This window comes from Pseudomonas sp. NY8896 (genome assembly GCF_039634505.1).
On record NZ_CP132350.1, the window covers coordinates 1,609,441 to 1,631,099 of the forward strand.

18 protein-coding genes are annotated in these 21,659 nt (G+C 62.4%); 12 read left to right on the top strand and 6 right to left on the bottom strand.

The genetic code is table 11. The annotated features are described in order from the left end of the window. Positions 1-5: 5 nt before the first annotated feature. The 5 genes from Q9451_RS07185 to ltrA all read left to right on the top strand — a co-directional run bounded on the left by Q9451_RS07185 (position 6) and on the right by ltrA (position 6,336). Positions 6-875: a cell division protein FtsQ/DivIB gene (locus Q9451_RS07185; RefSeq protein WP_012274056.1), complete on the top strand. Its 870-nt coding sequence runs from the start codon at positions 6-8 to the stop codon at positions 873-875. Positions 876-889: 14 nt separating this feature from the next. Continuing rightward, positions 890-2,152, top strand: a complete 1,263-nt coding sequence (gene ftsA, locus Q9451_RS07190; protein WP_012274055.1) for a cell division protein FtsA — start codon at positions 890-892, stop codon at positions 2,150-2,152. Between the two features lie 55 nt (positions 2,153-2,207). Further along, on the top strand, positions 2,208-3,404 hold the full coding sequence (gene ftsZ, locus Q9451_RS07195; RefSeq protein WP_012274054.1) for a cell division protein FtsZ: 1,197 nt from the start codon (positions 2,208-2,210) through the stop codon (positions 3,402-3,404). A gap of 112 nt (positions 3,405-3,516) precedes the next feature. Beyond that, positions 3,517-4,428 carry a UDP-3-O-acyl-N-acetylglucosamine deacetylase gene (gene lpxC / locus Q9451_RS07200; RefSeq protein ID WP_012274053.1) on the top strand — a complete coding sequence of 304 codons (912 nt, stop codon included), beginning with the start codon at positions 3,517-3,519 and terminating at the stop codon, positions 4,426-4,428. Between the two features lie 486 nt (positions 4,429-4,914). Next, positions 4,915-6,336: a group II intron reverse transcriptase/maturase gene (ltrA, locus tag Q9451_RS07205; RefSeq protein WP_024718247.1), complete on the top strand. Its 1,422-nt coding sequence runs from the start codon at positions 4,915-4,917 to the stop codon at positions 6,334-6,336. 62 nt (positions 6,337-6,398) lie between these two features. Here ltrA and Q9451_RS07210 read toward each other — a convergent pair whose 3' ends face one another. Further along, a complete protein-coding gene (locus Q9451_RS07210) occupies positions 6,399-6,857 on the bottom strand; it encodes a DciA family protein (RefSeq protein WP_345960895.1) in 459 nt (152 codons plus the stop codon). Between the two features lie 301 nt (positions 6,858-7,158). Here Q9451_RS07210 and secA point away from each other — a divergent pair, with 301 nt between their 5' ends. The 4 genes from secA to Q9451_RS07230 all read left to right on the top strand — a co-directional run bounded on the left by secA (position 7,159) and on the right by Q9451_RS07230 (position 13,010). Continuing rightward, positions 7,159-9,894: a preprotein translocase subunit SecA gene (gene secA / locus Q9451_RS07215; RefSeq protein ID WP_012274051.1), complete on the top strand. Its 2,736-nt coding sequence runs from the start codon at positions 7,159-7,161 to the stop codon at positions 9,892-9,894. A gap of 194 nt (positions 9,895-10,088) precedes the next feature. Then, positions 10,089-11,306, top strand: coding sequence for a bifunctional glutamate N-acetyltransferase/amino-acid acetyltransferase ArgJ (argJ, locus tag Q9451_RS07220; protein ID WP_012274050.1), 1,218 nt, complete (start codon positions 10,089-10,091; stop codon positions 11,304-11,306). Positions 11,307-11,436: 130 nt separating this feature from the next. Further along, complete coding sequence (locus tag Q9451_RS07225; protein ID WP_012274049.1) at positions 11,437-12,069, top strand: glutathione S-transferase family protein; 633 nt, start codon at positions 11,437-11,439, stop codon at positions 12,067-12,069. After that, positions 12,066-13,010, top strand: coding sequence for a Nudix family hydrolase (locus Q9451_RS07230; RefSeq protein WP_012274048.1), 945 nt, complete (start codon positions 12,066-12,068; stop codon positions 13,008-13,010). The genes Q9451_RS07225 and Q9451_RS07230 overlap by 4 nt, the downstream gene beginning before the upstream one ends. A gap of 130 nt (positions 13,011-13,140) precedes the next feature. Here Q9451_RS07230 and Q9451_RS07235 read toward each other — a convergent pair whose 3' ends face one another. The 3 genes from Q9451_RS07235 to Q9451_RS07245 are packed head-to-tail and all read right to left on the bottom strand — an operon-like array spanning position 13,141 to position 16,688. Then, positions 13,141-13,707 carry a cob(I)yrinic acid a,c-diamide adenosyltransferase gene (locus Q9451_RS07235; protein ID WP_012274047.1) on the bottom strand — a complete coding sequence of 189 codons (567 nt, stop codon included), beginning with the start codon at positions 13,705-13,707 and terminating at the stop codon, positions 13,141-13,143. A 1-nt stretch (position 13,708) separates the two neighbouring features. Continuing rightward, positions 13,709-15,733, bottom strand: coding sequence for an ATP-binding protein (locus tag Q9451_RS07240; protein ID WP_012274046.1), 2,025 nt, complete (start codon positions 15,731-15,733; stop codon positions 13,709-13,711). Positions 15,734-15,770: 37 nt separating this feature from the next. Next, on the bottom strand, positions 15,771-16,688 hold the full coding sequence (locus tag Q9451_RS07245; RefSeq protein WP_345960896.1) for a putative 2-dehydropantoate 2-reductase: 918 nt from the start codon (positions 16,686-16,688) through the stop codon (positions 15,771-15,773). Between the two features lie 100 nt (positions 16,689-16,788). Between Q9451_RS07245 and Q9451_RS07250 the strand changes: the two genes are divergently transcribed. The 3 genes from Q9451_RS07250 (at position 16,789) to Q9451_RS07260 (ending at position 19,588) form a co-directional block, all read left to right on the top strand. Beyond that, a complete protein-coding gene (locus Q9451_RS07250; RefSeq protein WP_012274044.1) occupies positions 16,789-17,274 on the top strand; it encodes a YajQ family cyclic di-GMP-binding protein in 486 nt (161 codons plus the stop codon). Positions 17,275-17,388: 114 nt separating this feature from the next. Further along, positions 17,389-18,231, top strand: coding sequence for a mechanosensitive ion channel family protein (locus Q9451_RS07255; RefSeq protein ID WP_012274043.1), 843 nt, complete (start codon positions 17,389-17,391; stop codon positions 18,229-18,231). Between the two features lie 112 nt (positions 18,232-18,343). Further along, the gene (locus tag Q9451_RS07260) at positions 18,344-19,588 is read left to right on the top strand and encodes an MFS transporter (RefSeq protein WP_012274042.1); all 1,245 of its coding nucleotides are present in this window, start codon (positions 18,344-18,346) and stop codon (positions 19,586-19,588) included. A gap of 67 nt (positions 19,589-19,655) precedes the next feature. Here Q9451_RS07260 and Q9451_RS07265 read toward each other — a convergent pair whose 3' ends face one another. Both Q9451_RS07265 and Q9451_RS07270 read right to left on the bottom strand, forming a co-directional pair. Continuing rightward, positions 19,656-21,203: an AmpG family muropeptide MFS transporter gene (locus Q9451_RS07265; RefSeq protein ID WP_012274041.1), complete on the bottom strand. Its 1,548-nt coding sequence runs from the start codon at positions 21,201-21,203 to the stop codon at positions 19,656-19,658. A 43-nt stretch (positions 21,204-21,246) separates the two neighbouring features. After that, positions 21,247-21,600 (bottom strand): MGMT family protein, encoded by a 354-nt coding sequence (locus Q9451_RS07270; protein WP_012274040.1) that lies wholly within the window; start codon positions 21,598-21,600, stop codon positions 21,247-21,249. Between the last annotated feature and the right edge of the window lie 59 nt (positions 21,601-21,659).

Genomic DNA, 21,659 nt, shown 5'->3' on the forward strand with positions numbered 1-21,659 from the left:
CAACCATGCAAGGCGCGATGATACGTCAGCAGCAACCCGTTACCGGCCGTAGCAAGCCGGTGCCGCGTGGTGCCAGCCGGCTGGTGGCCGACGAGCCCGTATCGGCGCGCCTGCCACGGCCAAGCCTGGGCGGCCTCAAGCGCCTGCTGTGGCCGGTGCTGCTGGTGGCGGCCGGTTTTGGTGCCTACGAGGGCGCCATTCGGCTGATGCCGTACGCCGACCGGCCCATCACCAAGATCGACGTGCAGGGTGACCTCAGCTACATCAGCCAGCAGTCGGTGCAGCAGCGTATCGCGCCCTACGTGGCGGCAAGCTTCTTCAGTGTCGACCTGCCGGCGATGCGTGCCGAGCTTGAGCAGATGCCCTGGATCGCCCATGCCGAAGTGCGCCGGGTGTGGCCCGACGAGGTGGTGATCCGCCTGGAAGAGCAACTGCCGGTAGCCCGCTGGGGTGATGAAGCTTTGCTCAACAACCAGGGCCAGGCCTTTACCCCGCGCGAGCTGGCCAACTACGAACACCTGCCGCAGCTGGCCGGGCCGCAGCGTGCGCAGCAACAAGTCATGCAGCAGTATCAGGTATTGAGCCAGATGCTGCGCCCCCTGGGCTTTTCCATCGCTCGCCTGGAGCTGCGCGAGCGAGGCAGCTGGTTCCTGACCACCGGTGCGAGCAGTGCCGGGCCGGGCATCGAGCTGCTGCTGGGGCGCGACCATCTGGTGGAGAAGATGCGCCGTTTCATTGCCATTTACGACAAGACACTCAAAGACCAGATCACCACTATCGCCCGCATTGATCTGCGTTATTCCAACGGACTTGCCGTTGGTTGGCGGGAACCGATTGCACCGACGACGGCCCAACCCGCCGTTGCGAAGAATTAGAGAGAGGCAGGACCATGGCAAACGCGCATAGCGGCAAAATGATCGTCGGGCTGGACATTGGCACCTCCAAGGTGGTGGCGCTGGTGGGCGAAGTGGGCGAAGACGGCACCCTGGAAATCGTCGGGATCGGCACTCATCCGTCCCGTGGCCTGAAGAAGGGCGTGGTGGTGAACATCGAGTCCACCGTGCAGTCGATCCAGCGCGCCGTGGAAGAGGCACAGCTGATGGCCGGCTGCCGCATTCACTCGGCGTTCGTCGGCGTGGCTGGCAATCACATCCGCAGCCTGAACTCCCACGGTATCGTCGCCATCCGCGACCGCGAGGTCAGCGTGGCCGACCTGGAGCGCGTACTCGACGCCGCTCAGGCCGTGGCGATTCCGGCCGACCAGCGCGTGCTGCACACCCTGCCGCAGGATTACGTGATCGACAACCAGGAAGGCGTGCGCGAGCCGCTGGGCATGTCGGGCGTACGCCTGGAAGCCAAGGTTCACGTGGTCACCTGCGCGGTCAACGCGGCGCAGAACATCGAGAAGTGCGTACGCCGCTGTGGTCTGGAAATCGACGACATCATCCTCGAGCAGCTGGCTTCGGCCTATTCGGTACTGACCGATGATGAAAAAGAGCTGGGAGTGTGCCTGGTGGACATCGGTGGCGGCACCACCGACATCGCCATCTTCACCGAGGGTGCCATCCGCCACACCGCGGTCATCCCGATTGCCGGCGACCAGGTGACCAACGACATCGCCATGGCCCTGCGTACCCCTACCCAGTACGCCGAAGAAATCAAGATCCGCTACGCCTGCGCCCTGGCCAAACTGGCCGGCGCCGGCGAGACCATCAAGGTGCCGAGTGTGGGCGACCGCCCACCGCGTGAGCTGTCGCGCCAGGCCCTGGCCGAGGTGGTGGAGCCACGTTACGACGAGCTCTTCACCCTGATCCAGGCCGAACTGCGCCGCAGCGGCTACGAGGACCTGGTGCCGGCCGGCATCGTGCTCACCGGCGGCACCGCGAAGATGGAAGGCGCCGTGGAACTGGCCGAGGAAATCTTCCATATGCCGGTACGCCTGGGCGTACCGCACAGCGTTCGGGGGCTGAGCGACGTGGTGCGCAACCCGATCTATTCCACCGGCGTGGGCTTGCTCACCTATGGCCTGCTGAAGCAGTCCGAGGACCTGGTCCTGACCGGTAACAGCAACAGCAGCAACAACAGCTATGGCGATGAACCGAAGGCCCCAGTGCTTGAGCGCTTCAAGAAATGGGTCCAGGGCAACTTCTAAGTTTCAAAGCAGTAGTGGTAGGCGCAACAACTAGAGAACTGTAAGGAGAGGGAAAATGTTCGAGCTCGTAGACAACGTCCCGCAAAGCCCGGTCATCAAGGTGATCGGCGTTGGTGGTGGTGGCGGCAACGCCGTCAATCACATGGTCAAGAGCAGCATCGAAGGCGTGGAATTCATCTGCGCCAACACCGATGCCCAGGCGCTGAAAAACATTGGCGCGCGCACCATTCTGCAATTGGGCACTGGCGTGACCAAGGGCCTGGGTGCTGGTGCCAATCCGGAAGTCGGCCGTCAGGCCGCGCTGGAAGACCGTGAGCGCATCGCTGAAGTGCTGCAAGGCACCAACATGGTGTTCATCACCACTGGCATGGGCGGCGGTACCGGTACCGGTGCAGCGCCGATCATTGCCGAAGTGGCCAAGGAAATGGGCATTCTCACCGTAGCCGTGGTGACCCGTCCGTTCCCGTTCGAGGGTCGCAAACGTATGCAGATCGCCGATGAAGGCATCCGCATGCTGGCTGAAAGCGTCGACTCGTTGATCACCATCCCCAACGAGAAGCTGCTGACCATCCTGGGCAAGGATGCCAGCCTGCTGTCCGCCTTCGCCAAGGCTGACGATGTACTGGCCGGTGCCGTGCGCGGTATTTCCGACATCATCAAGCGCCCTGGCATGATCAACGTCGACTTTGCCGACGTGCGTACCGTAATGGGTGAGATGGGCATGGCCATGATGGGTACTGGCTGCGCCAGCGGCCCGAACCGTGCGCGTGAAGCCACCGAAGCCGCGATCCGCAACCCGCTGCTGGAAGACGTCAACCTGCAGGGCGCGCGCGGCATCCTGGTGAACATCACCGCAGGCCCGGACCTGTCGCTGGGTGAGTACTCCGACGTGGGTAGCATCATCGAAGCCTTCGCCTCTGACCACGCGATGGTCAAGGTCGGCACCGTGATCGACCCGGACATGCGCGACGAACTGCACGTGACGGTCGTGGCCACTGGCCTGGGCGCGCGCATCGAGAAGCCTGTGAAGGTAGTCGACAACACCCTGCAGACCGCCCAGCAGGCGTACGAAGCGTCCAACCCTGCGCCGGCCCGCCAGGAGCAGCCAGCGGTCAACTACCGTGACCTGGAGCGCCCGACCGTAATGCGCAACCAGGCCCATGCAGGTGCTGCCGCAGCCGCTAAACTGAACCCTCAGGATGACCTGGACTACCTCGATATCCCGGCTTTCCTGCGTCGTCAGGCTGATTAATGGAATTTATCAGGGGTATAAAGGTGATTGGTATTCATCAAAGGTTGGGTCTGTTATCATCCCCAGCCTTTGTTGATACCTGTTCGCAATTTGCGCTGAAGCGGCCAATGCCATGATTAAACAACGCACCCTGAAGAATACCATCCGTGCCACAGGTGTCGGTCTGCACTCCGGGGAGAAGGTTTACCTGACCCTCAAGCCTGCACCTGTTGACACCGGCATCGTCTTCCGCCGCGCCGACCTCGACCCTGTGGTCGAGATCCCTGCGCGTGCGGCCAACGTCGGCGAGACAACCATGTCGACGACGCTGGTCAACGGTGACGTCAAGGTCGATACGGTCGAGCACCTGCTCTCCGCCATGGCGGGCCTGGGCATCGATAACGCCTACGTCGAGCTCTCCGCCTCGGAAGTGCCGATCATGGATGGCAGCGCCGGACCCTTTGTATTTCTGATTCAGTCTGCCGGCCTGGAAGAACAGGACGCAGCCAAGAAGTTCATCCGCATCCTGCGTGAGGTAACTGTGGAAGAGGGCGACAAGCGCGCCACATTCCTGCCTTTCGAAGGGTTCAAGGTGAGCTTCGAGATCGACTTCGATCACCCGGTGCTTCGCAACCGGACCCAAAGCGCCAGCGTCGACTTTTCCAGCACCTCGTTCGTGAAGGAAGTCAGCCGCGCGCGTACCTTCGGCTTCATGCGTGATATCGAGTACCTGCGCAAGCACAACCTTGCGTTGGGTGGCAGTGTCGAGAACGCCATCGTGGTCGATGAGGACGGCGTGCTCAACGAAGACGGCCTTCGTTACGAAGACGAATTCGTCAAGCACAAGATCCTCGACGCCATTGGCGACCTGTACCTGCTGGGCAACAGCTTGATTGGCGAGTTCAAGGGCTACAAGTCCGGCCACGCGCTGAACAACCAGTTGCTGCGCAAGCTGATTGCTGAAACCGATGCCTGGGAAGTGGTCACTTTCGAAGATGCCAGTACGGCACCGATCTCGTACATGCGCCCTGTTGCGGCCGTGTAAGTTCGAACACTCTCTCTAGTGTTGTAATCAAGGCCACCTTCGGGTGGCCTTTTTTATGGGTGCGCCAGGCATGGCGCGTTGCGCGTAGCGCAACCCGCTTGGTTGTGGTGGCCAAAGCGGGTGACTTGGAGGTGAAAGTCCTCTACACACCCGGCAAGGGGAAGTGTTAGCCAGAGGCAAGGGTGTCGTGGGCGACCGCGAATCTGAAGGAAGCCCGAGGCAAACTGCTGGCCTGACGAACAGGAAGCGGATAGAGGCGGCACAGCGGGGTGAGGCGGCCCAAATCGTCAAAGCCCAGTACTTGCACGGGACGCTGTGACGTAAATCCGACAGGCATAAGCAGGAAGGTCACGCGAATTACCCTGGGAGATCTGCACGTTTGCCACTGTGCTACCGAGCGTCGAGAGGCGACGGGACGAGCGTGCAGAAGTCAGCCGAGGCCGTAGTAAGTGGCGGTTAACCGCGCCACCAAGGGCCGAACAGGTTATGCCGCCAGTAGGCGTCACTGTCTCGTTGGTAGCCGTAATGCAGAAATTTCCTACAACGGAATCTGTCACTCCGAATCCCGGCCAGAAGCCGAGGGTGATGCCTGACAGTGCAAAGGTGCCGGCGGCGTCAGCGACGTGGACGAACGCGGAGCCGGACACGCTGATGGAGCGGGTGCTTGCACCGGCCAACCTCAGGCGTGCGTATCAACGCGTGGTTAGCAACAAGGGGGCTCCGGGTGCCGATGGCATGACGGTCGCTGACTTGGCGGGCTACGTGAAACAGTATTGGCCAACCCTCAAGGCCAGGTTGCTGGCCGGTGAATACCATCCCCAAGCAGTGCGAGCGGTTGAAATTCCCAAGCCGCAGGGCGGCACACGGCAACTGGGAATCCCCACCGTCGTGGATCGCCTGATCCAGCAAGCATTACAGCAACAACTCACGCTACTCTTCGATCCGCTGTTTTCGGACTACAGCTACGGTTTTCGTCCGGGCAAAAGCGCTCACCAAGCCGTTGAACTGGCCCGCTCCCATGTGGCGGCGGGGCATCGCTGGTGCGTGGAGCTTGATCTGGAAAAGTTCTTTGATCGGGTCAACCACGACATCCTGATGGCCTGCTTGCAGCGTCGCGTCGAAGACAAGCGAGTGCTTAGGCTCATCCGCCGCTACCTTGAAGCTGGGGCCATGTCGGGCGGTATCGTCAGCCAACGGCAAGAGGGGACACCGCAAGGCGGCCCACTCTCGCCGTTGCTGTCGAATATCCTTCTGGATGAGCTCGACCGCGAATTGGAACGGCGGGGTCATCGCTTCGTGCGCTACGCCGATGATGCGAACATTTATGTGCGCAGTCCTCGGGCGGGCGAGCGGGTGTTGGCCAGTATCGAGCGCTTCCTGTGCCATCGTTTGAAACTGACGGTGAACCGGAAGAAGAGCCAAGTAGCAGGGGCTTGGAAGTGTGACTACTTGGGTTACGGGATGAGCAGGCACCAGCAACCAAGGCTGCGTGTGGCAACGATGAGCCTGGGGCGCTTACGCGACCGACTCAGAATATTGCTACGCAGTGTAAGGGCCCGCAAAGTGGCGACTGTCATTGAGCGAATCAACCCTGTCCTGCGAGGCTGGGCTGGCTACTTCAAGCTCAGCCAGAGCAAACGCCCACTTGAGAAATTGGATGGTTGGGTCAGGCATAAACTTCGCTGCGTCATCTGGCGTCAATGGAAACGGCCCTCAACGAGGGCGCGCAACCTGATGCGCCTGGGCCTGAGCGAAGAACGTGCCTGTAAATCGGCCTTTAATGGCCGAGGCCCGTGGTGGAACTCGGGAGCATCTCATGTGAATCAGGCGCTACCGAAGAGGCTATGGGATAGGTTCGGACTGGTCTCGATACTGGATACGATAAACCGGCTTAGCCGTATAACCTGAACCGCCGTGTACGGAACCGTACGCACGGTGGTGTGAGAGGACGGCGGCTGTGAAGCCGCCTCCTACTCGATCTTGTGCTGAGCGTGGGCTGCCAGCCGTTCCAGCGCTGCGCGCAGCTTGGGGTCGGTGATGCCCTCGGCGGTATCGCGCAGGCTTTCGGCTGCGCTGTTCGACAGCTCTGCGGCGTGCCCACCACGCTTGGCCGGCACCAGCGGCGGCTGCACCTTGTACAGGATGCGCCTGAGGTTGCCGAAGGCTTCCATGGCCTGCAATGCCGCCAGCAAATGCTTCTGCTGGTAGCGCAGGCGGGTTGCCCAATGGCCGTCGGTCACCACCAGCAACAAGGTGCCATCACGCCACGACGCCACGTGACAGTGCTCGCGGGCCGCCGGTTGCAGTTGGCTTTCCAGCAGGCGCTGCAGGTGCTCCAGGCGCTCGGCCTGGTTCAGCAGCAGGCGCAGTGGGCGCACCTGGCGCAGCAGGGCGGAGGGCGGCTGGGCGGGGGAGGGTTTGTAGGCCATGGGGTACGCATGAGATGGCAAGAGCGGCAGTTTAACACCTCTATAGCCTGTGGCGGCCGTTCGCGGGCAATGCAAGATACGAGTCATTCTCGATACGTTTCATGAACACGGGCCTTGAACTCAGGGAAAATGCCCCTATCTAAAACAAGCCCCCGCCAAAACGCTGTAATAGCATCGTGGAAATCCACCACTTTCCTCACCATCGTTTCCGGGTAGAATGCTCGTTCGCATGCGGCCTTAGGGCTGCACGGGCGACTCATGGGGCCGCCCTCCATCCCTACGTGTGGAAGATCCTGCCGATATGTTTGCGCCTTTGTTAAAAAAACTTTTTGGAAGCAAGAACGAGCGTGAAGTCAAACGCATGCTCAAGACGGTGAGTATCGTCAATGCCTTCGAAGAGAAGATGGTGGCCCTCTCCGACGAGCAGCTGCGGGGCAAGACCGCAGAGTTCAAGGAGCGCCTGGCCAAAGGCGAGACACTGGACCAATTGCTGCCCGAAGCCTTCGCCGTGGCCCGTGAGGCCGGCAAGCGCGTAATGGGCATGCGCCACTTCGACGTGCAGCTGATCGGTGGTATGACCCTGCACGAGGGTATGATCGCAGAAATGCGCACCGGTGAAGGCAAGACCTTGGTCGGTACCCTGGCCGTGTACCTCAACGCATTGTCCGGCAAGGGCGTGCACGTGGTCACCGTCAACGACTACCTGGCCCGCCGTGACGCCAACTGGATGCGCCCGCTGTACGAGTTCCTCGGCCTGTCGGTCGGTATCGTCTCGGCCTTCCAGCCGCCGGAAGAAAAGCGCGCCGCTTATGCGTCCGACATCACCTACGGCACCAACAACGAATTCGGTTTCGACTACCTGCGCGACAACATGGCGTTCAGCCAGGAGGAGAAGTTCCAGCGTGAACTGAACTTCGCCGTGATCGACGAAGTCGACTCGATCCTCATCGACGAAGCGCGTACCCCGCTGATCATTTCCGGCCAGGCTGAAGACAGCTCCAAGCTGTACATCGAAATCAACCGCCTGATCCCGCGCCTGACCCAGCACATCGAAGAGGTCGAAGGCCAGGTCACCCAGGAAGGCCACTTCACCATCGACGAGAAGAGCCGTCAGGTCGAGCTGAACGAGGCCGGTCACCAGTTCATCGAAGAGATGCTGACCCAAGCGGGCCTGCTGGCCGAAGGCGAGAGCCTGTACTCCGCCCATAACTTGGGCCTGTTGACCCACGTTTACGCTGGCCTGCGCGCGCACAAACTGTTCCACCGCAACGTCGAGTACATCGTCCAGGACGGCCAGGTCCTGCTGATCGACGAGCACACCGGCCGTACCATGCCGGGCCGTCGTCTGTCCGAGGGCCTGCACCAGGCCATCGAGGCGAAAGAAAACCTGAACATCCAGGCCGAGAGCCAGACCCTGGCTTCGACCACCTTCCAGAACTACTTCCGCCTGTACACCAAGCTGTCCGGCATGACCGGTACCGCCGACACCGAAGCGTTCGAGTTCCAGTCGATCTACGCCCTCAACGTGATGGTCATTCCGCCGAACAAGCCGCTGGCGCGCAAGGACTTCAACGACCTGGTGTACCTGACCGCCGACGAGAAATACGCCGCGATCATTGCCGACATCAAGGAAAGCATGACCAAGGGGCGGCCGATCCTGGTGGGTACCGCGACCATCGAAACTTCCGAGCACATGTCGAACCTGCTCAAGAAGGAAGGCATCGACCACAAGGTACTGAACGCCAAGTACCACGAAAAGGAAGCCGAGATCATCGCGCAAGCGGGTGCTCCGGGTGCCCTGACCATCGCCACCAACATGGCTGGCCGTGGTACCGACATCCTGTTGGGCGGTAACTGGGAAGCCGAAGTGGCCGCCCTGGAAAACCCGAGCGCCGAACAGATCGCCCAGATCAAGGCCGACTGGCAGAAGCGTCACCAGCAGGTGATCGAGGCCGGTGGCCTGCACGTAATCGCCTCCGAACGTCACGAATCGCGTCGAATCGACAACCAGCTGCGTGGCCGTTCCGGCCGTCAGGGCGACCCAGGCTCCAGCCGCTTCTACCTGTCGCTGGAAGACAGCCTGATGCGCATCTTCGCCTCTGACCGGGTGAAGAACTTCATGAAGGCACTGGGCATGCAGTCGGGCGAGGCCATCGAGCACCGCATGGTCACCAACGCCATCGAGAAGGCCCAGCGCAAGGTCGAAGGCCGCAACTTCGACATCCGTAAGCAACTGCTCGAATACGACGACGTGGCCAACGAGCAGCGCAAGGTGATCTACCACATGCGCAACAGCCTGTTGGCCGCCGAGAACATCGGCGACACCATCGTCGAATTCCGCCAGGAAGTTCTGGACGCTACCATCAGCCAGCACATTCCGCCGCAGTCGCTGCCCGAGCAGTGGGACGTGGCCGGCCTGGAAGCTTCGCTGGCCAGCGATTTCGCCATGAAGCTGCCGATTCAGCAGTGGCTCGACGAGGATGATCACCTCTACGAAGAGACCCTGCGCGAGAAGCTGCTTAACGAAATCACTACCGCCTACACCGAGAAGGAAGACCAGGCCGGTATCGAAGCCCTGCGTACCTTCGAGAAACAGATCCTGCTGCGCGTGCTGGACGACCTGTGGAAAGACCACCTGTCGACCATGGACCACCTGCGTCACGGTATTCACCTGCGCGGCTATGCGCAGAAGAACCCGAAGCAGGAGTACAAGCGCGAGTCGTTCAGCCTGTTCCAGGAGCTGCTGGAGTCGATCAAGCGCGACACCATCCGCGTGCTGTCGCACGTACAGGTTCGCCGCGAAGACCCTATCGAAGAAGAAGCCCGCCTGCGTCGCGAGGCCGAAGAACTGGCCAGCCGCATGCAGTTCCAGCACGCCGCCGCACCGGGCCTGGAAAGCGAGCAACTGAGCGAGGAGGGTGCCGAAGTGGCGGTAGCCGCGGCGCCAGTACGTAACGACCAGAAGCTGGGCCGCAACGAACCGTGCTGGTGTGGTTCGGGCAAGAAGTTCAAGCATTGCCACGGGCAGATCGAGTGATCTGATCCACTCGCAGTAACGTGACAAATCCGGGGCCGCCGTGCGGCCCATTCGCGGCACAAGGCCGCTCCCACAAGGACCGCGCCGCATTCTAGGCTGCGATGCCCTTGTGGGAGCGGCCTTGTGCCGCGAATGGGGCGCGAAGCGGCCCCGCTCTTCCATCATCATTTCACCGTTTTTCTAGGAGCGCTCTAATGGCTGTTGGTCTTGGTCCTTTGCCCACCCTGCACCCGGTTCCGGGTTTTGAACTCGGCATCGCTTCTGCCGGCATCAAGCGCCCAGGGCGCAAGGATGTGGTGGTCATGCGCTGTGCCGAAGGCTCCAGCGTGGCTGGCGTGTTCACCCTCAACGCCTTCTGCGCGGCGCCGGTGATCCTGTCCAAGCAGCGCGTTCAGGGCACCGTGCGCTACCTGCTGACCAACACCGGTAACGCCAATGCCGGTACCGGCGCGCCAGGCCTGGCCGCAGCCGAACGTACCTGCGCCAAGCTGGCCGAGCTGGCGGGTGTGCCAGCTGAATCGGTATTGCCGTTTTCCACCGGCGTGATCGGCGAACCACTGCCGGTAGAGAAGATCGAGGGAGCACTGCAGGCCGCCCTCGACAACCTGTCGGAAAACCACTGGGCTGAAGCCGCCACCGGCATCATGACCACCGACACCCTGCCCAAGGGCGCCAGCCGCCAGTTCCAGCACGAAGGCGTGACCGTTACCGTGACTGGCATCAGCAAGGGTGCAGGCATGATCCGCCCGAACATGGCCACCATGCTCGGCTACATCGCCACCGACGCCAAGGTTGCCCCTGCGGTGCTCAAGGACCTGATGCTGGACGGCGCCAACAAGTCGTTCAACCGCATCACTATCGATGGCGACACCTCGACCAACGACTGCTGCATGCTGATCGCCACCGGCAAGGCCAACCTGCCGGAAGTGACCGAAGCCAGCGGCGCGCTGTTCGAAGCGCTGAAAAAAGCGGTGTTCGAAGTGTGCATGGAAGTGGCCCAGGCCATTGTCCGTGACGGCGAAGGCGCCACCAAGTTCGTGACCGTGCAAGTCAACGGTGGTGGCAACCACCAGGAGTGCCTGGACGTCGGCTACGCCGTGGCCCATTCGCCGCTGATCAAGACTGCGCTGTTCGCCTCCGACCCGAACTGGGGCCGTATCCTTGCCGCCGTTGGCCGTGCCGGCGTACCGGAGCTGGACGTGAGCTTGATCGACGTGTACCTGGACAGTGTGTGCATCGCCAGCAAAGGCGGCCGCAGCCCAAGCTACACCGAAGCGCAGGGTTCGGCAGTGATGGCCCAGGAGGAGATCACCATCCGTATCGAGCTGGGCCGTGGCCAGTGCAGCGAAACCATCTGGACGACCGACCTGTCCCACGAGTACGTGAAGATCAACGCCGAGTACCGTACCTGATCGAAAATGGGGCCGCGTTGCGGCCCAATCGCGACACAAGGCCGCTCCCACAAGGTCCTGTGAGAGCGGCCTTGTGTCGCGATTGGGCTGCAAAGCAGCCCCAAGACATCCAAACCAATGGAGCCGAACCATGAGCTATCACCTGATCATCGGCGACAAGCTGTATTCCTCCTGGTCGCTGCGTGGCGCCCTGGCCCTCGAGCTGGCTGGCGTGCCCTACGAAGAAACCCTGATCAAGCTCAACCAGCCTGATACCCGTCAGCGCATCCTCGCTTTTTCCTCCACCGGCAAGGTGCCGCTGCTCAAGAGTGAGCAGGGTGTGATCGCCGATTCCCTGGCCATTGCCGAATACCTCAACGAACAGCACCCCGAAGCCCAACTGTGGCCTGCCGACGTAGCCGCCCGTGCCCAGGCCCGTTCGGCTTGCGCACAGATGCACAGCGGTTTCTTCGCCTTGCGCAGCGCCATGCCGTTCGACCTGTCGCGTGACCAGGCCCTGGACGATATACCGCTTGAGGTGCAGGTCGACATCGATCGCATCGTCGCGCTGTGGTCCGAATGCCGTGTGGTGGCCAAGGACAGCGGCCCGTTCCTGTTCGGCAAGCCGAGCCTGGCCGACGCCTTCTTCGCCCCGGTGGCCGTGCGCCTGCGCACCTACCGCGTAGAGGTGCCGGCAGAGGCGGCAGCCTACATCGAAACCATTTATCAGTGGCCAGCCTTCCAGGCATGGCAGCAGGCCGGCCTGGCGGAGCGTGAAGGGTGAAACGGATACATGTTGTAGCTGCGGTCATTCGTGGTACTGACGGCCGCATTCTGATTGCACGCAGGGCCGATACCCAGCACCAGGGCGGCCTGTGGGAGTTTCCCGGCGGCAAAGTGGAGGAGGGGGAAGGCGTGGAAGCGGCATTGGCCCGTGAGCTGCGCGAGGAGCTGGGCATCGAGGTGACCCGCTCGCGTGCGCTGATCAAGGTCAGCCATGACTACCCGGACAAACAGGTGCTGCTGGACGTGCGCGAGGTCGAAGCGTTCACGGGCGAACCTCATGGCGCGGAAGGGCAGCCGCTGGAATGGGTTGCGCCGCGCGATTTGCCGCAGTACGAATTCCCTGAGGCCAACAAGCCGATCGTTGCAGCCGCACGCCTGCCGGACCAGTACCTGATTACCCCGGATGGCCTGGAAGTGCCGCAGATGCTCAAAGGCATCCAGAGGGCGGTGGCCAACGGTACGCGCTTGATTCAGTTGCGGGCGCCGGACATGTACGACCCCAAGTACCGCGATGTAGCGGTGGATGCCGTCGGGCTGTGCGCAGGCAAGGCTCAGTTGATGCTCAAGGGGCCGCTGGAATGGCTGGGCGATTTCCCGTCGGCGGGTTGGCACCTGACGGCTGCGCAGTTGCGCAAGTACGCCGCCAAAGGCAGGCCGTTCCCCAAGGAACGCTGGCTGGCGGCGTCCTGCCACAGCGTCGAGGAACTGGCGCTGGCTGAGCAGATGGGCGTGGACTTTGTCACCTTGTCGCCGGTGCAGGCGACCCAGACTCACCCAGAGGCGGTGCCGCTGGGGTGGGATGAGGCGCAGCGATTGATTGCCGGGTTCAGCAAGCCGGTTTACCTGTTGGGCGGGGTAGGGCCGGGCGAGCGCGAGCAGGCCTGGAATGCCGGGGCACAGGGTGTGGCAGGGATCCGCGCGTTCTGGCCTGAAATCTGAGTCAATTGGGCCCCAGTGGGAGCGGGTTCATCGAGGCGTCGAACCGCCGCGAACACCGGCGCAGCCGGTGCCATACACCGCGTTGGATGCTTCGCGGGTAAATCCGCTCCCACAGGGAATCGCGTAAATTTCAGCCTTTCGGTTTCTCAGCAGGCTGCCACAACACCTCAGCCACGCCCTGGCGTCTGCCAATGATCCGCGCTGCCACGAACAGCAGATCGGAAAGCCGATTGATGTACGCCAACCCAACGCCTTGCAGCGGCTCTATGGCATTCAACTGCTGACACCGCCGCTCTGCACTGCGCGCCAGGCTGCGGCACACATGGGCTTGTGCCACCAGCGCCGAACCACTGGGCAAGATGAAGTTCTTCAACGGCCCCAGCTCTTCGTTCCATACATCGATGGCCGCCTCCAGGCGCTCCACCTCTGCCAGGGTCAACGCCTGGTAACTGGGCATCGCCAGCTCACCACCCAGGTCGAACAAGCGGTGCTGACATGGCACCAGCACAGCACTCAGCTCGTCCAGCCCTTGCTCGTCCAGCCCCGCCAGCAGCAGGCCCAACTGGCTGTTCAGGCTGTCCACCTCGCCAATTGCCTCGATCCGCGGGTGGTCCTTGGGTACCCGGCGTCCGTCGCCCAGGCCGGTTTCGCCCTTGTCGCCGGTGCGAGTGTAGATCTTCGACAGGCGGTAGCCCATGTCACTTCTCCGTGTTGGCCGGCGTCGCCGGCTGGCCGAGGGGCAGGCGCAGGGTAAAGCAAGTGCCCTGGCCGGGCGTGGACTGCACTTCCATCTGCCCCTTATGGTTGTTGGTGATGATGAAGTACGAGACCGACAGGCCAAGCCCGGTGCCCTGGCCGATTTCCTTGGTGGTGAAGAACGGCTCGAAGGTGCGCTTGCGCACCGCCTCGGGCATGCCGACGCCGTTGTCCTCGACCTGGATCTCCGCCCATGGCGGGTTCAGCCGGGTACGCAGGGTGATGCGCCCGGGCTCACTCGGCTGCGGGCGCTGGTGGATGGCCTGGGCGGCGTTCTTCAGCAAGTTGAGCAGCACTTGTTCCAGCTCGTTGGCCGTGCAGGGTACTGGCCCCAGGTTGGGGTCGAACTGGCGCACGATGGCCTGGCCCTTGAAGTCGAAACCGATGGCCAGGTCGAAGTCATTCCCAGCAATTTCCAGTGCCTGGTCGATCAGTGCCGGCAGCTCGCACGGCACCAGCTGGCGGTTGCTGCGGCGGCTGAAGCTGAGCATGTGGGTTACGATTTTCGCCGCCCGGGCGCCGGCTTGCGCGATGCCGTCGAGCAGTTGCGGCACCTCGCGGCTGTCCAGGTAGCGGTTGACCGTGGCCAGGTCGATGCCCAGCTCTTGGGCCTGTTCCTGGTTGCGCGGCAGGTCGGTCGACAGGCGTCGGCGTATGTTTTGCACGTTGTGCAGGATGGCGCCCAGCGGGTTGTTGATTTCGTGGGCCATGCCGGCAGCCAGGCCACCGACCGAAAGCATTTTCTCCGATTGCACCATCATTTCTTCCAGTGACAGGCGCTGGGTGATGTCGTCGATACGGATGACCACACCGCGCCCGCCGCCGCCGGTCAGCGGGTAGAAGGTCAGGGCGTAATGGCGCAGGTCGTCGTCTTTGGGCCAGGTAACCCGCTCGATCTTCGCCACCCGGTGTTTTTCCACGGTTTCCTTCAGCTGTGGCAGGAACGGCTTGAGCGGTTCAAAGGCAATGAACACTGGCTGGTTCAGTGCTTCGTCCAGCGGCGTGCCGGAAAGCACCGTGGCTTCGTGGTTCCACTGGGTCACGTAAAGTTGTTCGTCGAGGGCGATCAGTGCCGAGGGCATCGAGTCGATGATGCTGTTGAGGTAGTTCTGGAAGCCGGTGAGCTTTTTCTCGATCTTGCTGCGCACCTGCACTTCCAGTTCCAGCTTGCGGTTGGTGTGGCGGGTCTCCTCGGCCAGGCCCTGAGCCTGGTCATAGGCATCCTGGAATTCGTCGCGGGCGCGCTTGAGCTGATGCTCGCGGGCCTCGATGCGCGACAGCATGGTATTGAAAGCCTCGGCCAGGCTGCCGATTTCATCGTCGTTGCCGCGCCGGGCGCGCAAGGCGTAGCTCTCTTCGCGGGTGACCTGGCGGCTGAGTTCTTCCAGCTGGTTGATCGGCTGGGTGATCAGGCGTTTGATCTGCCGGGCGATGACGATCCACAGCAGGATACTGAACACCAGAATGCCCAGGCTGGCGCTGAGGGTGCCGGTGTAGAAGGCCGTGGGCAGTTCGCTGCTGGCCACCAGCAGCAGGTGCGCCGGTGGGTTGGCATCGCGCGGAATGCGAATCAGCTGAGTGCTTCGAAATTCCATCAGGCGCCAGCCGTCGATGTTGCGAAAACGCTTGGGCAGGGCCAGCGGCTCGCCATGCTGCAGTTGTGCAAGCAGGCGACCATCACCCCCGTAGACAGCGGCAGCGCGCAGCGGTGTGTAGCTGTCCAGCTCCTTGAGCAGGGCGCTGGCGGTGTCGGGGGTATCGCCGGCGCGGGCCGCAAGCTGCGGGTTGGCTACCAGCCGGCCTATGGTCTGCAGAGCCTGCGGTGCCATGCTTTCCTGGGTGATCCAGTAGGCGGCGCTGATGAAGGTAAGGTTGGCCACCAGCAGGATGGTTACCAGCAATACCAGCAGGGCCGCCAGCAGCTTCTGCCCGACCGGCAGGTTTTCCAGGCGTTGGCGCAAGGTCATGGGCTAGGCAATGTCCGTATCCGGTTGGAGGGCCGCGTCAGTCGCAGGGCAAGCCACGCGTGCGCAGGTTTTCGACCAGGCGCTGCAGCAGGTGTTCCAGCTGCGGCAGCTGCAGGCCATGCCGGCCTGCGGCCCGGCAGGCATGGCCGAGCAGGTAGTGCAGCTCGGTGCGCCGGCCCGCGCGCACGTCCTGGTACATCGAAGAGTAGTTGGCTGCGGTGGCGAGGATAACCCGCTGCACTTCTTCGTCCAGCTCATCGGCTGCTTTCGGCTGACCACAGCGGCGTAGCAACTGGGCCAGCTCGACGCACAGAGCCTGCACTTCAGCCAAGTGCCCCAGCAGCCCGCCGTTCTGGCAGTCGTGCAGCACAGTCAGCGGGTTGATGGCGCAATTGAGCGCCAGCTTGCGCCACAAGCGGGTGAGAATGTCCACCGTCCACTCAGCGGGAATGCCTGCTTCGTGCAGGTCATCGAACCAGGCAGGGATCGTGGGGTTGCGTGGGTCGCCCAGCCAGTTGAAGCCATGGCCGGCAAAACGCACCTGCCAGTCCCCTTCGCGAAAGGCCCCCTCGGTGCTGGAGACGAAGATGCAGCGCGCGCGTGGCACCAGGTCGGCGACCTCATCCTGGCTGCCAAGGCCATTTTGCAACAGCAGTACCTCGGCGCCCTCGGCAAGCCGCGGTGCTACACCGGCGATCGCCAGCGCCGCATCATAGGCCTTGCAGGCTACCAGCAGGCGGTGGATCGGGCCTTGCGCCTGCGCGGTTTCGGCAGGGATGGCGTAGTGCTGGGGTTGTTCCTGTTCGACCAGGGTCAGGCCGCCGGCCTGCTGATAAGCCTGCAGCCGTTGCCCGTCGCGCAGGGTCAGGCGCACTGCCTTGCCCGCCCGTGCCAGGCGGCAGGCCCACAGGCTGCCCAGGCTGCCGGCGCCGAGAATATGCCAGGTGCTGCTCATATGCGTTTCGCAACCCGTTATAATGAGCCCGCATTTTAACCGTCAAACCCAGCGCGCTCCATCTTCAGCCTGAGCGCGCTTTTATTTTGGGAGAACAACCATGCCTTCGTTCGACGTGGTATCGGAACTGGACAAGCACGAAGTGCAGAACGCCGTTGATAACGCCATCAAGGAGCTTGATCGCCGTTACGACCTGAAGGGCAAGGGCTCCTTCGAGTTCAAGGACAAAGATCAGACCGTGATGCTGACCGCCGAGGAAGAGTTCCAGCTCGAAGCGATGCTGGAAATCCTGCGCCTGGCACTGGTCAAACGCAAGATCGACGTGAAATGCCTGGAAACCAAGGATCCGTACCCTTCCGGCAAGGAAAAGAAACAGGAAGCCAAGTTCCGCGAGGGCATCGACAAGGACCTGGCGAAAAAGATCGTTGCCACCATCAAGGACGGCAAGCTGAAAGTACAGGCCGCCATTCAGGGCGAGCAGGTGCGCGTAACTGGCAAGAAGCGCGACGACCTGCAGGAAGCCATTGCCCTGCTGCGCACCAAGGAATTCGACATGCCTCTGCAGTTCAACAACTTCCGCGACTGATGCAGGCGCCGCCCGGAACCCCGATGGCGTAATGATGTCCATGGGGGCCGGGGCTGCGTAAACGCGCGCGGCCTGTTTTACCGTGTACTTGCCGCTCGGCATCAGGAGATGAGTATGGATTTGAACGCTGAAGTCGATCAGCTGGTCCGCCAATCGCAAACCTGGATCCCTTTGATCATGGAATACGGCAGCCGTGTGCTGCTGGCACTGCTCACCCTCGCGGTCGGCTGGTGGATCATCAACAAAGTCAGCGCCCGCCTCGGCAAGCTGGTTGGCCTGCGCAACGCCGACCTGGCGCTGCAGGGTTTTATCAGTACCCTGGCGAACATCGTGCTGAAGGTGCTGCTGATGGTCAGCGTGGCCTCGATGATCGGCATCGAGACCACCTCGTTCGTTGCCGCCATCGGTGCCGCAGGCCTGGCCATCGGCTTGGCCTTGCAAGGTAGCCTGGCGAACTTCGCCGGCGGTGTGTTGATTTTGATGTTCCGCCCGTTCCGTATCGGTGATTGGATCGAGGCGCAGGGTGTTTCCGGCACCGTCGACAGCATCCAGATCTTCCACACCGTGCTGCGCACCGGTGACAACAAGACCGTCATCATGCCCAACGGTAGCCTGTCCAACGGCATCATCACCAACACCAACCGCCAGCCGACGCGCAAGGTGGTGTTCGATGTAGGTGTGGACTACGAGGCCGACCTGCAGAAGGCCCGCAATGTGCTGCTGGCGCTGGCAGAGGACCCGCGTGTGCTGCCTGACCCTGCACCGCAGGCGGTAGTGGCGACGTTGGGCGACAGCTCGATTACCGTGTCGCTGCGGTTGTGGACCAAGACGTCCGATTACTGGGACGTGATGTTCATGCTCAACGAGCATGCGCGTGACCGGTTAAAGGCCGAAGGGATCGACATTCCGTTCCCGCAGCGGGTGATTCGTGTGGTGCAGGAGACTGCAGCGCAGTAATTGCGCATGAGACCGGGGCCGCAATGCGGCCCTTTTTTACACTTGTTCACAGCAATATCACCCCATTTCTGGCATATAGCCTGACCCTTCCTGTCACACCCGATACGCCATCATGAAACCACTGCTGTACATCACCCCCCTACGTGCCTTGCTGTTCGGCCTGACCCTGGCTCTGTTCGAGCTGCTGACCTACCTGGCCAGCGACGCGGTCATGCCGGCCATGCCGGTGGTGGTCGGCGACCTGAACGCCAGCCCCGAATACATTCCCCATGCTCTCAACCTGTACCTGCTGGGGGGCGTGGTACTGCAATGGCTGATCGGCCCGCTGGCCGACCGATATGGCCGGCGCCCGTTGCTGCTGGTCGGTTGCGCGTTCTTCGGTTTGTCCTGCCTGGCCACCTTCTGGGTCCATGATATTGGCCTGTTCAACCTGCTGCGCCTGTTGCAGGGCATAGGCCTGGGCTTTGTGGTCACGGTCAGCTACCCGGCGCTGAACGAGGCCTTCAGCGAGGCTGATGCCGTGCGCATGATGGCCTTGCTGGCCAACATTGCCCTGCTGTCGCCGCTGCTCGGGCCGCTGGTGGGCACCTTGTTGCTGCAGTGGCTGGACTGGCGCTGGCTGTTCGTGGCGTTCGCCATTGGCGCGGTGTTGGTCTGGCTGCTGCTGTATCGCCTGATGCCGGAAACCCTGGGTGTGGAACGCCGAGATGGCTCGCGCCTGGCATTCACACCAATCCACCTGCTGCCACTGCTGGCGGGTTACGGCCAGTTGCTGGCCAACCGCCGCTTCGTTGCCGGCAGCGCTGCCCTTGGGCTGGTCGGCTTGCCGCTGATTGGCTGGATTGGCCTGTCGCCGGTGCTGCTGATTCACGATGAGGGTTTAAGCACCCTGGAATACGCTTTGTGGCAGTTGCCGGTATTTGGCGGGCTGATTCTCGGCAACCTGATCATCAACCGTATCGCCGACCGCTACCCGTTGCCGGCTTTGGTGCGTGGCGCGCTGTGGCCGTACCTGGCCGGCCTGAGCCTGATGGTGCTGGTGACCTGGTACTGGCCGAGCGTGACCAGTGTGGTGGCGGGCATGTCGCTGTACGCACTGGGGTTGGGCGTGGCCAACGCGGTGCTGTACCGCATGACGTTGTTCTCCAGCGAGCAAAGCAAGGGCCTGGTTTCGGCCATGCTGGGGATGATCACCATTGCCTTGTTGGGGCTGGGCGGGGCGTTGCTGGCGATGATTGGCGCCGGTGCCAGCTTGCTGCACTTTGCCCTGGCGGCGGGTGTGGCGGGGGCGTTGGCGTTGTGGCCGTTGTGGTTTGTCGTAGGCGGGCGCCATGGGGAAGGGGCTGTAGCTCAGTAACTTCATTGCCTGTACTGGCCTGCGCGAGTTCACCCGCGAATAGGCCAGTACAGGGGCCATCGATCTATCAGGGCCGCTCGGCCGCCGAGTTTTCCTCTGCCACCGGGGTGCCTCGCCCAGCCTCCTGGCGCCACTGCAGGGCGATCAGAATCAATGTAGGCACGCCCAGCAAGGCAGTAATCAGGAAGAAGTCGTGGTAACCGAACTTCTCCACCATCACCCCCGAATAGCCGCCGATCAGGCGTGGCAACAGCAGCATGATCGAGCTGAGCAGCGCATATTGGGTCGCCGAGAACTTGAGGTTGGTCAGGCTCGACAGGTAGGCGACAAAGGCCGAAGTGGCCATGCCAGAGCTGAAGTTGTCCAGCGAGATGGTCACCACCAGCATTTCCAGGTTCGGGCCCATGTCTGCCAGCATCAGGAACAGGATGTTGGTGCCGGCCGAGGCTACGCCGCCGATGAACAGGATCGGCATGATCCCGAAGCGCACGATCAACAGGCCGCCGACCCCGGCGCCGACCAGGGTCATGATCAGGCCGAAGATCTTGCTGACGCTGGCGATCTGGTCCTTGGTGAAGCCCATGTCGATGTAGAACACGTTGGCCATTACGCCCATCACCGTGTCCGACATGCGATAGGTGGCAATCAGGCCAAGCAGCAGCAGGGCTTGCCAGCGGTAGCGGGCGATGAAGTCGTTGACCGGGGTCAGCACTGGGGCCAGGCCGCGACGGCCGAGGCTCGACAGGCACGCCCAGGTCAGCAGCACGTAAAGGATCAGGCGCAGGAAAGCGCGGTCTTCCAGTAACAGATCGAGCGGCGTGGCGTCACCGGAAATCACGCTGGACCAGCCGGTGTTGAACATCTGGGTGAAGCTGGCCGGTACCGACACCAGGAGGATGATCAACACGAACACTGAGGCCATCTGGTGCACCAGCCCATAGCGTGCTGCCGACAGCTGAGTGCGCATGGGCACTGGCGGTTCGCGCATGACCAGGGTGGTGAACAGGGCGGGCAGCATCATGACCCCGAACATCACGTAGGTGCCGGCCCATGCCTTGTGCAGATAGCTGAAACCGGTGGAGCCGAACCATTCGGCAAAGAACAGCGCGCCGGCCGTGGCCAGCAGGGCAGCTACCCGGTACCCGGCCATGTAGCTGGCAGCGAGCGCAGCCTGACGCTGGTCGTCAGCGATCTCCAAGCGGTAGGCGTCCACAGCGATGTCCTGGGTCGCCGAGGCAAAGGCCACCAGCACGGCCATGGCAATCAGCCATGACAGATGTTGTTGCGGGTCGCACAGGCTCATGCCGACCAAGCCGATCACCACCAGCGCCTGCGATAACAGCAGCCACGAGCGGCGGCGACCCAGGCCACCGAGCAGCGGCAGGCGCCATTGGTCGAGCAGCGGCGACCACACCCACTTGAAGGCGTAGGCCAGGCCGATCAGGCTGGCATAACCAATGGTTTCACGGGCCACGCCGGCTTCGCGCAACCACACCGACAGGGTCGAGAACACCAGCATGTAGGGCAGGCCGGCGGCGAAACCGAGTAGCAAAAGTACCAAGGTTGACGGGCTGGCATAGGCAGCAAGCGCAGCGCGCCAGGTTTTACGGGGCATGGGCCAACATCTGCCTCAAGTTTGCGAAAACAAAGCGCGCACTCTAACCGCTGTGCTCCATTGGGCGCCAGCCATGGCGCGTCATATCCACACGATTGTTGGTTACATTCACACCTTCCGCGCGTAGTCGCGCCCGTTGTTCATCCCCCGATGGGGTGCCCAGTGCCAGGCTCAACCGGCCCCCTGCACCGAGCACCCGGTGCCAGGGCAGGCGTGTGTCCTCGGGCAACTGCCCAAGGGTACGCCCGACCCAGCGCGCTGCTCGGCCAAGCCCCGCCAGTTCGGCCAGTTGGCCATAGCTCACCACTTTGCCGGCCGGCACCTGCCCAAGTACTGAATATAGCGCCGTTCGTCGGCCCTCGGCGGAATCAAGCGCGTGCGCATATCCATCAGACATCACGCCCCCCTTGGGCTGTAGATGAAACCGGACCGGTGGTCCGGCAAATGAGAGTTGAA